The following is a 14,357-nucleotide window of genomic DNA, read 5'->3' on the forward strand; positions in this document are numbered from 1 at the left end:
GTTGAGCCCTTATTAACCAGGTATTGAAATATATTGGTTAGGGGGGCCTGTTATGGCCCCCTTTTACGTATCTGATATAAGAACTATCCATGCGGGATATTATCTTCCTGCGGGATACATCGAGGAATAAAACAAATGTCTGGAATTACCGCTGCTTTGGTAAAAGAACTGCGTGAGCGTACTGGCGCAGGTATGATGGAATGTAAAAAAGCGCTGGTTGAAGCTAATGGCGACATCGAGTTAGCCATTGACAACATGCGTAAATCAGGTCAGGCGAAAGCGGCTAAGAAAGCTGGCCGTGTTGCAGCAGAAGGTATCATCTTGGCGGAAGTGGCTGCTGATGGCAAATTCGGTGCTTTGGTTGAGCTGAACTGTGAAACTGACTTTGTTGCTAAAGATGCAGGCTTCATCGCTTTCGGTAAAGAAGTGATGGCAGCAGTCTTGGCTGATAAAGTTTCTGACATTGAAATTCTGAAAGCCAAGTTTGAAGAACAGCGTACTACACTGGTTGCTAAGATCGGTGAAAACATCAACATTCGTCGCGTTTCTGTATTAGAAAGTGAACAACTGGGTACTTACCTGCATGGTGCGCGTATCGGTGTTCTGGTTGCGGCTGAAGGCGCTAATGAAGAGCTGATTAAGCATGTGGCTATGCACATCGCTGCAAGCAAGCCAGAATATGTTAACCCTAGTGATGTACCTGCTGAAGTTGTTGAGCGTGAGCACCAAATCCAGCTGGATATCGCAATGCAGTCTGGTAAACCACGCGAAATTGCAGAGAAAATGGTTTCTGGCCGTATGAACAAATTTACCGGCGAGATCTCTCTGACTGGTCAGCATTTCGTGATGGATCCAAGCAAAACGGTTGGCGATCTGCTGAAAGAGAACAATGCTAAAGTGACTAACTTTATCCGCTATGAAGTGGGTGAAGGTATTGAGAAAGTTGAGGCTGACTTCGCAGCAGAAGTTGCTGCAATGAGTAAACAGTCTTAATTTCTATAAACAGAGCCGCCAAATGGCGGTTCTGTTTTATCTAATCTAAACCGTCTATTCCAGTAGGCGTTGAGTTTTTGCATCTGGTCAGAGTGGCCCGGATGTATGTAAATCCCCAATATACTTTTCTGCTTTAGGACAGAACATCATGGCAACCAATGCAAAACCCGTATATCAGCGTATCCTGCTTAAGCTCAGCGGCGAAGCCCTGCAAGGTGCAGAAGGTTTTGGTATAGATGCCAGCGTCTTAGACCGAATGGCTCAAGAGGTCAAAGAACTGGTTGAGTTAGGCGTACAGGTCGGTGTCGTCATTGGCGGGGGTAACCTGTTTCGTGGCGCTGGTTTGGCTGAAGCAGGAATGAACCGGGTAGTAGGCGACCACATGGGCATGTTGGCAACAGTGATGAATGGTCTGGCAATGCGGGATGCATTACACCGCGCCTATGTGAACGCCCGTCTAATGTCTGCCATTCCTTTAAATGGCGTTTGCGATAACTATAGTTGGGCAGAAGCGATTAGTTTGTTACGTCATGGTCGGGTTGTTATCTTCTCTGCGGGTACTGGCAATCCGTTCTTTACGACAGATTCGGCAGCATGTTTGCGTGGTATTGAGATTGAAGCAGATGTTGTGCTAAAAGCAACTAAAGTAGATGGTGTTTACTCTGCTGATCCGGCTAAAGATGCAGAAGCGGTATTGTTTGATAAGCTGTCTTATCAGCAGGTATTAGAGCGTGAATTAAAAGTCATGGATTTGGCGGCATTCACTCTGGCTCGTGATCATAGCTTACCCATCCGTGTATTCAATATGAATAAACCGGGTGCGTTGCGTCGTGTGGTGATGGGTGAAAATGAAGGTACCCTGATTTCCCACGAATAATGTTCAGAGACACCAGAGATGTTTGGCGGTATGATTAGTCGCCTGATACGTCAAATTTAACAAACATGGTCATAATGACTTATGGCTTGAAAAACAACCAGTTCCCAAGGGTTTGTAACGTGATTAATGAAATTAAAAAAGACGCACAAGACCGTATGGAAAAAAGCGTCGAAGCACTTAAAAACCAAATCAGTAAGGTTCGCACTGGCCGTGCTTCTCCAAGTCTGTTGGACGGTATCACTGTTGAGTATTATGGTGCGCCTACACCTCTGCGTCAGATTGCTAACGTCATCGCTGAGGATGCACGTACTCTGGCTATCACGGTATTTGATCGTACTATGACTCCGGCGATTGAAAAGGCAATCATGGCTTCTGATTTAGGTCTGAACCCCTCTTCTGCGGGTACAACAATCCGTGTTCCTTTGCCCCCATTGACAGAAGAACGTCGTAAAGATCTGATTAAAGTGGTTCGTAGCGAAGCTGAACAAGGACGTGTTTCTGTGCGTAATATTCGTCGTGATGCTAACGATAAAATCAAAGCCTTACTGAAAGATAAAGAGATCAGTGAAGATGATGAGCGTCGTGCACAGGATGATATTCAGAAGTTGACCGATAATTTCATCAAAAAAGTTGATGAAGCTTTAGCGAAGAAAGAAGAAGAACTGATGGAGTTCTAATCTCTTTCGTGAGATATATCAAGCGTCGCTATCGTGCGGCGCTATTTTTTATCCGGCATTTCTCTGAGGCTATAGGCATTCATAGTCAGGCAAATCAGACAAGTATTAATACACATCAAACAGAGCAATTCAGAGCATCAGTATGAAAAGGTTGACCATCCTTGGTTCCACAGGTTCCATAGGCAAAAGTACACTTACTGTAGTTCGCAATCATCCTGATAAATTTGAAATAACGGCGCTTGTCGCTGGGAAGAATATTCAGGTTATGGCTGAACAATGTCTGGAATTTCAGCCTCAATATGCTGCGATGGCGGATGAAGTTTCCGCAAAAGAGCTTAGACAGTTGCTTATTGAACAAGGTTGTAAGACCGAAGTACTTTTCGGCGAACAGGTTGCATGTGATCTGGCTGCTTTGAATGATGTTGATCAGGTAATGTCTGCGATTGTCGGTGTTGCGGGTTTATTGCCAACACTGGCCGCCATCCGGGCGGGTAAACAGATTTTGCTTGCGAATAAAGAATCCCTGATCACCAGCGGCCGGTTTTTTATGGATGCTGTGGTGAAGCATAATGCTCAATTGTTACCGATTGACAGCGAGCATAATGCTATTTTCCAGAGTTTACCTGAGGTAATACAACAGAACCTTGGGGGCGGGGATCTGAAACAACACGGGGTTGCTAATATTATTTTGACGGGATCGGGTGGGCCTTTTCGTCATACCCCGTTGGAACAGTTGGCTTTTATGACACCGGACCAGGCTTGTGCCCACCCGAATTGGTCGATGGGGCGCAAGATTTCTGTAGATTCTGCGACAATGATGAATAAAGGCCTGGAATACATTGAGGCGTGTTGTTTGTTCAATGCATCTGCTGCGGAAATGGAAGTGGTGATTCATCCTCAGTCTGTCATTCATTCGATGGTCCGTTATCAGGATGGTAGCGTTATCGCTCAACTAGGAACCCCGGACATGTGTACGCCGATTGCCTATGCAATGGCATACCCAAATCGTATTGTTTCCGGTGTTGAACCTCTTGATTTTTGTTCTTTAGGCACACTGACTTTTTCGAAACCAGATTATGAACGGTATCCCTGTTTGAAGCTGGCTATTGAAGCATGCCACGAAGGTCAGGCTGCAACTACAGCGTTGAATGCAGCGAATGAAGAAATCGTTAAAGTTTTTTTACAAAATGGAATCTCTTTCACAGATATTGCTATTATAAACCGGCAGGTTGTAGAAAAACTGGATTTACCGGAACCTCAGAGCATTGAAGAAGTCTTACAGATTGATCAGCTCGCAAGAGATTTAGCTATAAAGACTATCAGTTCATTTATCAGATAGTATTGCTGATTGTTAAATGGGTATTTGTTCGCATTTTTACCTGATGGTATAGTTTTCGTATAACTGTTGGTTGGTATAATTAACAGTTCAGATTTTGGAGGGTTTTCTTTCAGATAATTAGGCTCTTACCCAAGTCGTGATACAAGACACGGCTTTTTTATGTTTGGATGCTTGAATTTGCAAGAGAATTACCCTAACCAGTAAAGGATTAATTGAGTGATATTATCCAGCGATCATCATCAGAACGATTTATCGTCATTATTACCTAAACACGTTGCCATTATTATGGATGGTAACGGTCGTTGGGCAAAGAAACGTGGGAAATTAAGAGTCTTTGGTCATCGTGCAGGGATTAAGGCGGTACGGAGTGCGGTGAGCTTCTCTGCTAAACGTAACATTGAGTCGTTGACTCTATACGCTTTCAGCAGTGAAAACTGGAACCGGCCGGAGCAGGAAGTCAGCTCTTTAATGGAGTTGTTTATTTTTGCACTAGACAGCGAAATCAAAAGCTTACATAAACATAATATTAGATTATCTGTTATTGGTGATATCAGCCGGTTCAGTGAGCGTTTACAGGAGCGTATCCGTCGCTCAGTTAAGTTGACGGTTAATAATACTGGTCTGCAACTTAATATTGCTGCAAATTATGGTGGTCGTTGGGATATAGTTCAAAGTGTTCAGAAAATTGCTCAGCAGATTAAGGATAATTCCCTTGAACCACAGGATATTACTGAGGAATTGATGAATAATTACATTAATCTGAGCCAGCAGCCTCAGGTTGATTTGGTCATCAGAACTGGCGGTGAACATCGTATAAGTAATTTTCTGTTATGGCAGATAGCTTATGCAGAATTCTATTTTACCGATATACTCTGGCCTGATTTTAATGAAACCGTTTTTGAAGGTGCAATTAATGCCTTTGCCAAAAGAGAACGCCGATTTGGCGGAACAATACCAGACGATGCCGATGTGGGATCATAGGAGGAGCTCTTGCTGAAGTACCGCCTTATAACGGCTGTGATATTAATCCCTCTTGTGATTGCCGCTCTATTTTTGCTGCCGCCAGCTGCTTTTGGGCTGGTTATTATTGCTGTCTCAGTCCTTGCTGCATGGGAATGGGGGCAATTCGCCAGCTTATTTAGCCAAAAGAAACGGGTTATTCTGGCTGTTCTATTCGCTATCGGTTTATTGACCTTACAATATACTCTGCCAGATTTCACTGATTTGATTGAGCAACAGCAAATCACCTTTATCCTATGGATGGGAATGATTTGGTGGATTGTCGCGACTCTTTTGGTTATTACCTATCCTTCTTCCGCTTTAATCTGGAAGAAATCCATGTTATTACGCCTCTTGTTTGGCGCCCTGACATTAGTGCCGTTTTATTGTGGAATGATGGTCTTGCGGACTCAGGGATATGATGACAATGCATATCATGGTGCGTGGTGGTTGCTGTATGTCATGTTGCTGGTATGGGGAGCTGACTCAGGTGCTTATCTATTTGGACGTATTTTAGGTAAACACAGAATGGCGCCAAAAGTTTCTCCAGGAAAAACGCTGGAAGGATTAGTTGGCGGTTTAATAACTGCGGCTATTATTTCATGGTTATTTGGTAAATATGCGCCAGTACCAGTAATGCCTGAAAAACTCATGTTGTGTTCTGCCATTGTCGTTATCGCTTCTGTATTTGGTGATTTGACTGAGAGTATGTTCAAACGTGAATCTGGTATTAAAGACAGTAGTCAGCTAATTCCGGGACATGGTGGTGTCATGGATCGTATCGATAGCTTGACTGCGGCGATCCCTGTCTTTGCCGGCTTGATATTGCTGGTATTTTGATTTCTACTGTTTGACGGCGTTTAAAGGAATATGATGGGAATTCTCTGGAATCTGGCGGCTTTTATTATTGCGCTGGGTATATTGATCACTGTGCATGAGTTCGGTCATTTTTGGGTGGCTAGAAAGTGTGGTATTCATGTTGAACGTTTCTCCATTGGTTTTGGTAAAGCGTTATGGCGGCGTACGGATCGCCAGGGGACTGAATATGTCATAGCCCTTATTCCACTAGGGGGATATGTGAAAATGCTTGATGAGCGTGTTTCACCTGTTTCTCCTGAACACCGTCATATGGCATTCAATAATAAAACTATTGGTCAGCGTGCTGCGGTTGTCAGTGCAGGGCCAATTGCTAATTTTTTACTGGCGGTTGTAGTTTATTGGTTGGTGTTTATTATTGGTGTGCCGGCAATACGCCCTGTCGTTGCAGATATCAAACCCGATTCTATTGCGGCACAAGCAAATATTTTATCAGGAATGGAACTAAAATCCGTAGATGGTATCGAAACGCCTGACTGGAATTCAGTTCGTTTTGCTCTGATAGGTAAGATAGGTGATGAGAACCTGACTGTTCAGGTCATACCTCCAGGCTCATCGCATCCGGTAGAGAAAATTCTGGATTTGCGGCAATGGCGCTTTAACCCCGATAAACAGGATCCCGTGTTGTCATTAGGGATTATGCCTGTCAGCCCTCGTTTGGATTCTCAGCTGGAGAATGTGACTCCTGGTACCGCAGCGGAAAAGGCCGGTTTACAAAAGGGAGATAGGATAGTTAAAGTCAATGGTCAGGAGATAGATGCCTGGCATACTTTTACATCCTTTGTCAGCAATAATCCGAATGTTCCGTTGGAACTTTCAGTGGATAGGGCTGGTCATATTATTGCTCTTTCTATGACGCCGGAAGTCAGACAGCAAGCCAGGGGTAAGGAAGTTGGCTTTGCCGGTGTGGAACTGCGGGTTATACCATTAGCAGACGAATATAAAATAGTTCAGCAATACGGGCCTTTCTCTGCCATTTATCAGGCAGGAGACAAGACTTGGCAATTGATGCGGTTAACTGTCAGTATGATGGGTAAGCTGATCGTTGGTGATGTGAAAGTTAACAACTTGAGTGGACCTATCTCTATCGCTAAAGGGGCAGGGGTGTCGGCTGATTCAGGCTTGGTGTATTATTTGATGTTTTTGGCGCTAATAAGTGTCAATCTTGGGATCATTAACCTGGTTCCATTACCTGTGTTAGATGGTGGACACTTGCTCTTCTTGATTATCGAAAAGATAAAAGGTGGGCCGGTTTCCGAGCGTGTACAAGACTTCAGCTATCGCATCGGTGCCATAGTACTGGTGTTATTGATGGGGCTTGCACTTTTCAATGATTTCTCCCGCTTCTAAAGCGGAAGACTGGTTAGGAAGACGCATTACAACGATGGCGATGAAAAAGTTACTCATAGCGTCGCTGCTGTTTGGCAGCGCCACTGCGTACGGTGCAGACGGGTTCGTAGTTCGGGACATTCACTTTGAAGGTCTTCAACGCGTTGCCGTAGGGGCAGCATTACTGAACATGCCAGTTCGCGTAGGTGATACGGTCAGCGATGAAGATATCGGTCGTACCATTCATGCACTATTTGCTACTGGTAACTTTGAAGACGTTCGTGTCCTGCGTGATGGCAATACACTTATTGTTCAGGTAAAAGAACGGCCGACTATTGCCAGCATTACTTTCTCTGGAAATAAATCGGTGAAAGATGACATGCTGAAACAGAACCTTGAGGCATCTCATGTTCGGGTCGGTGAAGCTCTTGACCGTACTATGTTGTCCAATATCGAAAAAGGGCTGGAGGATTTCTATTACAGTGTCGGTAAATACAACGCCAGTGTAAAAGCGGTTGTTACGCCACTTCCACGTAATCGTGTTGATTTAAAACTGGTTTTCGCTGAAGGTGTTTCGGCAAAAATTCAGCAGATTAACATCGTAGGTAACAAATCATTTTCTTCTGATGAGTTATTGAATCGTTTCCAACTCAGAGATGATGTGCCGTGGTGGAATCTGACTGCTGATCAGAAATATCAGAAACAAAAACTGGCGGGTGACCTTGAAGCGCTGCGCAGTTTTTACCTTGATCGCGGTTATGCCCGTTTTAACATTGATTCGACTCAGGTCAGTTTGACGCCAGATAAAAAAGGTATTTATGTCACGTTGAATATTACTGAGGGGGATCAATACAAAATATCTGGTATTGACCTGAACGGTAATATGGCGGGCTATCAGTCAGAAATCACTAAACTGGCTAATATTAAGCCTGGTTCTCTGTATAACGGGACTCAGGTGACTAAAATGGAAAGTGAAATCAAAAACTTGCTTGGCCGTTATGGTTATGCTTATCCACGGGTGATGACTCAACCTGAAATCAATGATCAGGACAAAACAGTAAAACTGCATGTCAACATTGATGCAGGTAACCGTTTCTATGTTCGTAAAATCCGTTTCTCTGGTAATGATACTAGTAAAGACTCCGTTTTGCGTCGTGAAATGCGCCAGATGGAAGGAGCATGGTTGGGGAGTGATTTGGTTGAATTGGGTAAAGAACGCCTTAACCGCTTGGGTTATTTTGAAACTGTAGATGTTGAAACTCAGCGTATACCCGGTAGCCCTGATCAGGTAGATATCGTTTATAAAGTTAAAGAGCGTAATACCGGCTCTCTGAACTTTGGGGTTGGTTTCGGTACTGAAAGTGGCGTCAGTTTCCAGATTGGCGCTCAGCAGGATAACTGGTTGGGAACAGGTAACTCTGTTGGGGTTAATGCCAGTAAGAATGATTACTCAACCTATGCAGAAATCTCTTTCACCGATCCTTATTTTACGGTTAATGGGGTGAGTCTCGGAGGTCGGGTATTCTACAACGATTTCAGAGCTGATGATGCTGATTTGTCCGGTTATACCAACCAAAGCTATGGCTTAGATGGTTTCCTTGGCTTTCCGATTAATGAAAATAACTCCCTGCGTTTTGGGTTGGGTTATATTCATAACTCTCTGTCCGAAATGCTCCCTCAGGCAGCAATGTGGCGCTATCTGAAGTCTATGGGTGAGAATCCAAGTCTTGAAAGTAAAGCTGACTTTAAAGCAGATGATTTCTCTCTGAATGTAGGTTGGACATACAACAACCTTGACCGTGGTTTCTTCCCAACATCGGGTGTGAAATCGACTCTGAACGGTAAAGTGACCATCCCTGGTTCGGATAACGAATTCTATAAAGTGACTTTTGATACGTCTGCGTACTATCCAATTAATGATGCGCGTACTTGGGTGATTTTGGGCCGCGGCCGTTTAGGCTATGGTGATGGGGTAGGTGGTAAAGAGTTACCATTCTATGAAAACTTCTATGCAGGTGGTGCCAGTACTGTCCGTGGTTTCCGTTCCAACAATATCGGTCCTAAAGCTATTTACCTGAATAAGGACGGGAGTCCTAAGGAAAATAGCCCATCCCGTGATGCTGTGGGTGGTAACGCAATGGCAGTCGCCAGCCTTGAGTTAATCACGCCAACGCCATTCCTTGATGGTAAATACTCGAATTCTGTCCGAACTTCATTCTTTATTGATTCAGGTACGGTTTGGGATACTGACTGGAGTGATTCTGCGGTAATGAAAGCCAAAGGTATACCTGATTACAGTAAACCAGGTAATATCCGTGTTTCGGCGGGTATTGCATTGCAATGGATATCTCCTTTGGGGCCGCTGGTGTTCTCTTATGCTAAGCCGATCAAAGACTACGAAGGTGATAGATCAGAACAATTCCAATTTAATATTGGCAAAACCTGGTGATAATGCGTTTTTATCTTATTATTGATAAAACAGGTTATTGATAAAGCAAGCTTTGAAATCATTGGTTTCAGGGTATTAACGAAGTTTTCCAACATGTTACAGATAGCGTGGTTTAAGGAGTTTATAGTGAAGAAATTGTTGTGTGCAGCAAGCCTTGGTATTGCATTAGCTTTCTCTGCTGGTGCTCAGGCAGCAGACAAAATTGCCGTTGTAAATGTCGGTGAGATTTTCCAGCAGTTGCCTGCCCGTGAAGCTGTTGCGAAACAGTTGGAAAATGAGTTCAAAAGCCGCGCATCTGAACTGCAAAGAATGGAAGCTGATTTGCAGACCAAAATTCAGAAATTACAGCGCGATGGTTCTACCATGAAATCCAGCGAGCGCGCTAATCTGGAAAAAGATGTTATGGCTAAGCGTGAAGAATTCGGCAAAAAAGCCCAGGCTTTTGAGCAAGATAATCGTCGTCGCCAAATGGAAGAGCGCAACAAAATTCTGAGCCGTATTCAGGACGCAATCAAAGTAGTTGCAGGTAAAGAAGGCTATGACGTTGTAGTTGATGCGAATGCTGTTGCTTATTCAGTATCTGGCAAAGACATTACGGCAAGTGTATTGAAACAGGTTAAATAATAGATGTCTTCAATTCGATTGGCTGATTTAGCTCAGCAGTTGAATGCACAATTACATGGTGATGGCGATGTGGTCATCACCAGTATTGCCCCAATGCATTCGGCCAATAACGAACAGATCACTTTTTTGTCTGACAGCCGTTACCGTGAACGTTTAGGTGAATGTCAGGCTGCCGCTGTCGTTCTCCGCGAGTCAGATCTTCCTTATTGTAATGTTCCGGCATTGGTTGTTGCCAATCCTTATCTGGCCTATGCCTATATGGCTCAGATTATGGATACAACACCGGTTCCCGCACAGGATATTCACCCTTCCGCAGTGATTTCACCTCAGGCAACACTGGGTAAAAATGTTGCTGTTGGCGCTAATGCTGTTGTCGAATCCGGCGTTGTTCTTGGCGACAACGTTGTTATCGGTGCGGGTTGCTTTATTGGCAAAAATACACATATTGGTGCGGGAAGTCGCTTTTGGGCGAATGTCTCTGTTTACCATAATGTTGAAATTGGTGAGCAGTGTTTGATTCAGTCAGGGGCTGTTATCGGATCTGATGGCTTTGGCTATGCGAATGATCGCGGTAATTGGGTTAAAATCCCTCAATTAGGTTCAGTCATTATTGGTGACCGGGTTGAGATTGGTGCCTGCACAACTATCGATCGGGGAGCTCTGGATAATACCATTATCGGTAATGGCGTCATTATCGATAACCAGTGTCAGATTGCCCATAATGTTATCATTGGTGATCACACCGCAGTTGCTGGCGGTGTGATCATGGCCGGTAGTCTGAAAATTGGTCGTTATTGTATGATTGGTGGTGCCAGTGTCATTAATGGACATATGGAAATCTGTGATAAGGTAACCGTCACGGGGATGAGTATGGTGATGCGCCCAATCACCGAACCTGGTGTATACTCCTCTGGCATTCCGTTACAACCAAATAAAGTTTGGCGTAAGACAGCAGCTTTAGTCATGAATATCAATGAAATGAATAAACGTCTTAAGTCACTGGAGAGTAAGCTGGAAGGCAAAAACGAGTAATTGCACTATATTTTTGGTTGTGTTTTATTTTTGCGGCCTGCCTGGGAACTCTGGATTTGGGGTTTAAGCGGGCCGTGTCGTTAATATAATTAGTCCTTTTTAGACAGGAAGAGTATTTAGATGAGTGATAATCATACTCTGCACATTGAAGAAATTTTAGATCTGCTTCCGCATCGTTATCCGTTTTTATTGGTGGATCGCGTTCTTGATTTTGAAGAAGGTAAATTCCTACGTGCAGTTAAAAATGTATCTTTTAACGAACCCTTCTTTCAGGGGCATTTTCCAGGCAAACCTATCTTCCCTGGTGTTTTGATCCTTGAAGCTATGGCACAGGCCACTGGAATTCTAGCATTTAAGAGTGTGGGTAAACTGGAGCCAAATGAACTCTATTATTTTGCCGCTATCGATGGTGCCCGTTTTAAACGCCCGGTAGTGCCTGGGGACCAAATGATTTTAGAAGTTGAATTTATAAAAGAGCGTCGAGGGGTTGCTCGTTGCAGAGGCGTAGCAAAAGTCGATGGAGAAGTAGTTTGCGAAGCAGAAATGATGTGCGCTCGCCGTCGTGAGGTCTAGTCTATGATTGATGAAACCGCTTATATACATCCTAGCGCTATTATAGAAGATGGCGCGGTTATTGGTGCCAATGTTCGTATTGGCCCATTTTGTTGCATTGGTTCTCAGGTTGAAATTGGCGAAGGTACAGAGCTGAAATCTCATGTTGTTGTCAATGGAATAACTAAAATCGGCCGTGATAATCAGATTTTTCAGTTTGCCTCTGTTGGGGAAATGAATCAGGACCTGAAATATCACGGTGAACCAACCAGAGTTGAAATTGGTGATCGTAACCGTATCCGCGAAAGTGTGACCATTCATCGTGGAACTGAGCAAGGTGGTGGTTTAACGAAAGTCGGCAATGATAATTTGTTGATGATTAATGCTCATATCGCTCATGACTGTATTATCGGTGATCGTTGTGTCATTGCTAATAATGGTACTTTGGGGGGGCATGTTATTCTGGGGGATTATGTCATCATCGGTGGTATGAGCGCGATTCATCAGTTTTGTCAGATTGGCTCTCATGCTATGGTGGGTGGTTGTTCTGGTGTGGTACAGGATATTCCTCCATATGTTATTGCTCAGGGTAATCATGCAACACCTTTTGGCATTAATATTGAAGGCTTGAAACGCCGTGGCTTTGATAAAGATTCATTACATTTAATCAGAAGTGCATACAAGCTATTGTATCGTAATGGAAAAACTTTAGAAGAAGCACAGCAGGAAATTGCTAAGTTGGCTGAAGATAATCAGCATGTCAAAATCTTCAGCGATTTTCTGGCAAATTCTACTCGTGGCATTATCCGTTAAGTAGATGAAGGATACTCCTTTGGCTACCATTTCTTCTATTGATAGTCTGCACCCGCTGACGATTGGATTAGTCGCCGGAGAAACCTCCGGTGATATCCTTGGGGCAGGTTTGATTCGTGCATTAAAAGCCAAAATACCCAATGCCCGTTTTGTTGGTGTTGCAGGCCCTCTTATGCAGGCAGAAGGTTGTGAAGCCTGGTATGAGATGGAAGAGCTGGCTGTAATGGGGATTGTCGAAGTTCTTGAACGTCTTCCTCGTTTGCTGAAAATCCGTAAGGATTTGACAACCCGTTTCACAGAACTGAAACCTGATGTATTTGTGGGCATTGATGCGCCGGATTTCAATATTACATTGGAAGGCCGGTTAAAACAGCAGGGCATCCGTACTCTTCATTATGTCAGTCCGTCGGTATGGGCCTGGCGTCAAAAACGTGTTTTCAAAATTGGTAAAGCCACAGATATGGTTCTGGCCTTCTTGCCTTTTGAAAAAGCGTTTTACGATAAGTTTAATGTCCCTTGCCGGTTTATTGGGCATACAATGGCGGATGCTATGCCGTTACAGCCGGATAAAGCGGCAGCACGTGAGCTATTAGGTATCCCGCAAGAGGCCGTTTGCCTGGCTTTGTTGCCAGGGAGCCGCCATTCTGAAGTTGAGATGCTGGGTGCTGATTTTCTTAAAACAGCTCAGTTATTGCGGCAAAAGATTCTAAATTTGCATGTGTTTGTGCCGTTAGTGAATGCTAAACGGCGTGAACAATTCGAGCGAATCAAACAGGAAACTACGCCAGATCTGAATGTCCACCTTGTGGATGGTAGAGCGCGTGAAATTATGATCGCAAGTGATGCTGCACTTTTGGCATCTGGCACGGCTGCTCTGGAGTGTATGCTGGCAAAATGCCCGATGGTCGTGGGTTACCGGATGAAACCCTTTACTTTCTGGCTGGCAAAACGTCTTGTAAAAACACCTTATGTTTCATTGCCGAACTTGCTATCCGGTAAAGAGCTGGTTAAAGAATTATTGCAGGAAAAGTGTCAGCCGCTGAAACTTGCAGATGAATTGTTGTCATTACTGCAAGGTAGTGAAAAAGTTGAAGCATTGAAACAGACATTTTTACATCTGCACGAAAGCATCCGCTGTAATGCTGATGAACAAGCTGCACAAGCTGTACTGGAATTAGCAGGAAAATGATGGAATTTAAATATCCTCAGGCAAATCTGATTGCCGGAGTTGACGAAGTTGGCCGAGGCCCATTAGTAGGTGCAGTTGTGACCGCGGCTGTTATTTTAGATCCATCCAGGCCGATCGCCGGGCTGGCTGATTCTAAAAAACTCAGTGAGAAACGCCGTGAAGCATTGTATCTGGAGATTACAGAAAAAGCGTTGTGTTGGAGCCTGGGGCGTGCAGAGCCAGAAGAAATTGATCAACTGAATATCTTGCACGCAACTATGCTTGCGATGCAAAGGGCTGTGGCTGGCTTGTCTATTTCGCCTGAATATGTGCTGATTGATGGCAATCGTTGCCCTAAATTGTCAATGCCTGCACAAGCGGTGATAAAAGGTGATGGGCTGGTTGCTGAAATCAGTGCGGCTTCTATTGTGGCGAAAGTGACTAGAGATCGGGAAATGGCTGAACTTGACCAATTATTTCCTGAATATGGATTTGCTAAACATAAAGGCTACCCAACGGCATTTCATTTAGAAAAGCTGGCTCTGTTGGGAGCGACAAAACATCACCGTAAAAGTTTTGCGCCGGTTAAAAGAGCAATTGGCCTTTAAGTTAACTTGTTGACTGAATAC

14 protein-coding genes are annotated in these 14,357 nt (G+C 44.1%); all 14 read left to right on the plus strand.

What is annotated here, in order from left to right:
* Positions 1-135: 135 nt before the first annotated feature.
* The 14 genes from tsf to rnhB all read left to right on the plus strand — a co-directional run bounded on the left by tsf (position 136) and on the right by rnhB (position 14,336).
* Entirely contained in the window at positions 136-993 is an 858-nt protein-coding gene (gene tsf / locus C5470_RS16020; RefSeq protein ID WP_166290647.1) for a translation elongation factor Ts, read from the plus strand.
* 148 nt (positions 994-1,141) lie between these two features.
* Positions 1,142-1,870 (plus strand): UMP kinase, encoded by a 729-nt coding sequence (pyrH, locus tag C5470_RS16025; protein WP_133813348.1) that lies wholly within the window; start codon positions 1,142-1,144, stop codon positions 1,868-1,870.
* 119 nt (positions 1,871-1,989) lie between these two features.
* Positions 1,990-2,547, plus strand: a complete 558-nt coding sequence (gene frr / locus C5470_RS16030) for a ribosome recycling factor (protein ID WP_036843730.1) — start codon at positions 1,990-1,992, stop codon at positions 2,545-2,547.
* A gap of 142 nt (positions 2,548-2,689) precedes the next feature.
* The gene (gene ispC / locus C5470_RS16035) at positions 2,690-3,886 is read left to right on the plus strand and encodes a 1-deoxy-D-xylulose-5-phosphate reductoisomerase (RefSeq protein ID WP_166290649.1); all 1,197 of its coding nucleotides are present in this window, start codon (positions 2,690-2,692) and stop codon (positions 3,884-3,886) included.
* A 285-nt stretch (positions 3,887-4,171) separates the two neighbouring features.
* Positions 4,172-4,867, plus strand: a complete 696-nt coding sequence (gene ispU / locus C5470_RS16040) for a (2E,6E)-farnesyl-diphosphate-specific ditrans,polycis-undecaprenyl-diphosphate synthase (RefSeq protein WP_242688048.1) — start codon at positions 4,172-4,174, stop codon at positions 4,865-4,867.
* Between the two features lie 9 nt (positions 4,868-4,876).
* Entirely contained in the window at positions 4,877-5,725 is an 849-nt protein-coding gene (cdsA, locus tag C5470_RS16045) for a phosphatidate cytidylyltransferase (protein WP_166290651.1), read from the plus strand.
* A 30-nt stretch (positions 5,726-5,755) separates the two neighbouring features.
* Entirely contained in the window at positions 5,756-7,111 is a 1,356-nt protein-coding gene (rseP, locus tag C5470_RS16050; protein WP_207627021.1) for a sigma E protease regulator RseP, read from the plus strand.
* A 34-nt stretch (positions 7,112-7,145) separates the two neighbouring features.
* The gene (gene bamA, locus C5470_RS16055; protein WP_036844239.1) at positions 7,146-9,539 is read left to right on the plus strand and encodes an outer membrane protein assembly factor BamA; all 2,394 of its coding nucleotides are present in this window, start codon (positions 7,146-7,148) and stop codon (positions 9,537-9,539) included.
* A gap of 126 nt (positions 9,540-9,665) precedes the next feature.
* Positions 9,666-10,163 carry a molecular chaperone Skp gene (gene skp, locus C5470_RS16060; RefSeq protein WP_021324817.1) on the plus strand — a complete coding sequence of 166 codons (498 nt, stop codon included), beginning with the start codon at positions 9,666-9,668 and terminating at the stop codon, positions 10,161-10,163.
* A 3-nt stretch (positions 10,164-10,166) separates the two neighbouring features.
* Positions 10,167-11,195, plus strand: a complete 1,029-nt coding sequence (gene lpxD / locus C5470_RS16065; RefSeq protein ID WP_166290653.1) for a UDP-3-O-(3-hydroxymyristoyl)glucosamine N-acyltransferase — start codon at positions 10,167-10,169, stop codon at positions 11,193-11,195.
* 120 nt (positions 11,196-11,315) lie between these two features.
* Positions 11,316-11,768, plus strand: a complete 453-nt coding sequence (gene fabZ, locus C5470_RS16070; protein ID WP_021324819.1) for a 3-hydroxyacyl-ACP dehydratase FabZ — start codon at positions 11,316-11,318, stop codon at positions 11,766-11,768.
* Positions 11,769-11,771: 3 nt separating this feature from the next.
* The gene (lpxA, locus tag C5470_RS16075) at positions 11,772-12,560 is read left to right on the plus strand and encodes an acyl-ACP--UDP-N-acetylglucosamine O-acyltransferase (RefSeq protein ID WP_036843719.1); all 789 of its coding nucleotides are present in this window, start codon (positions 11,772-11,774) and stop codon (positions 12,558-12,560) included.
* Between the two features lie 4 nt (positions 12,561-12,564).
* Positions 12,565-13,749, plus strand: a complete 1,185-nt coding sequence (gene lpxB, locus C5470_RS16080; RefSeq protein WP_166290655.1) for a lipid-A-disaccharide synthase — start codon at positions 12,565-12,567, stop codon at positions 13,747-13,749.
* On the plus strand, positions 13,746-14,336 hold the full coding sequence (rnhB, locus tag C5470_RS16085) for a ribonuclease HII (protein ID WP_110742792.1): 591 nt from the start codon (positions 13,746-13,748) through the stop codon (positions 14,334-14,336). Before lpxB ends, rnhB begins: the two co-directional genes overlap by 4 nt.
* Positions 14,337-14,357 lie beyond the last annotated feature (21 nt).

The organism is Photorhabdus stackebrandtii, from assembly GCF_011189495.1.
In the GTDB taxonomy this organism is placed as follows: Bacteria; Pseudomonadota; Gammaproteobacteria; order Enterobacterales; family Enterobacteriaceae; genus Photorhabdus; species Photorhabdus khanii.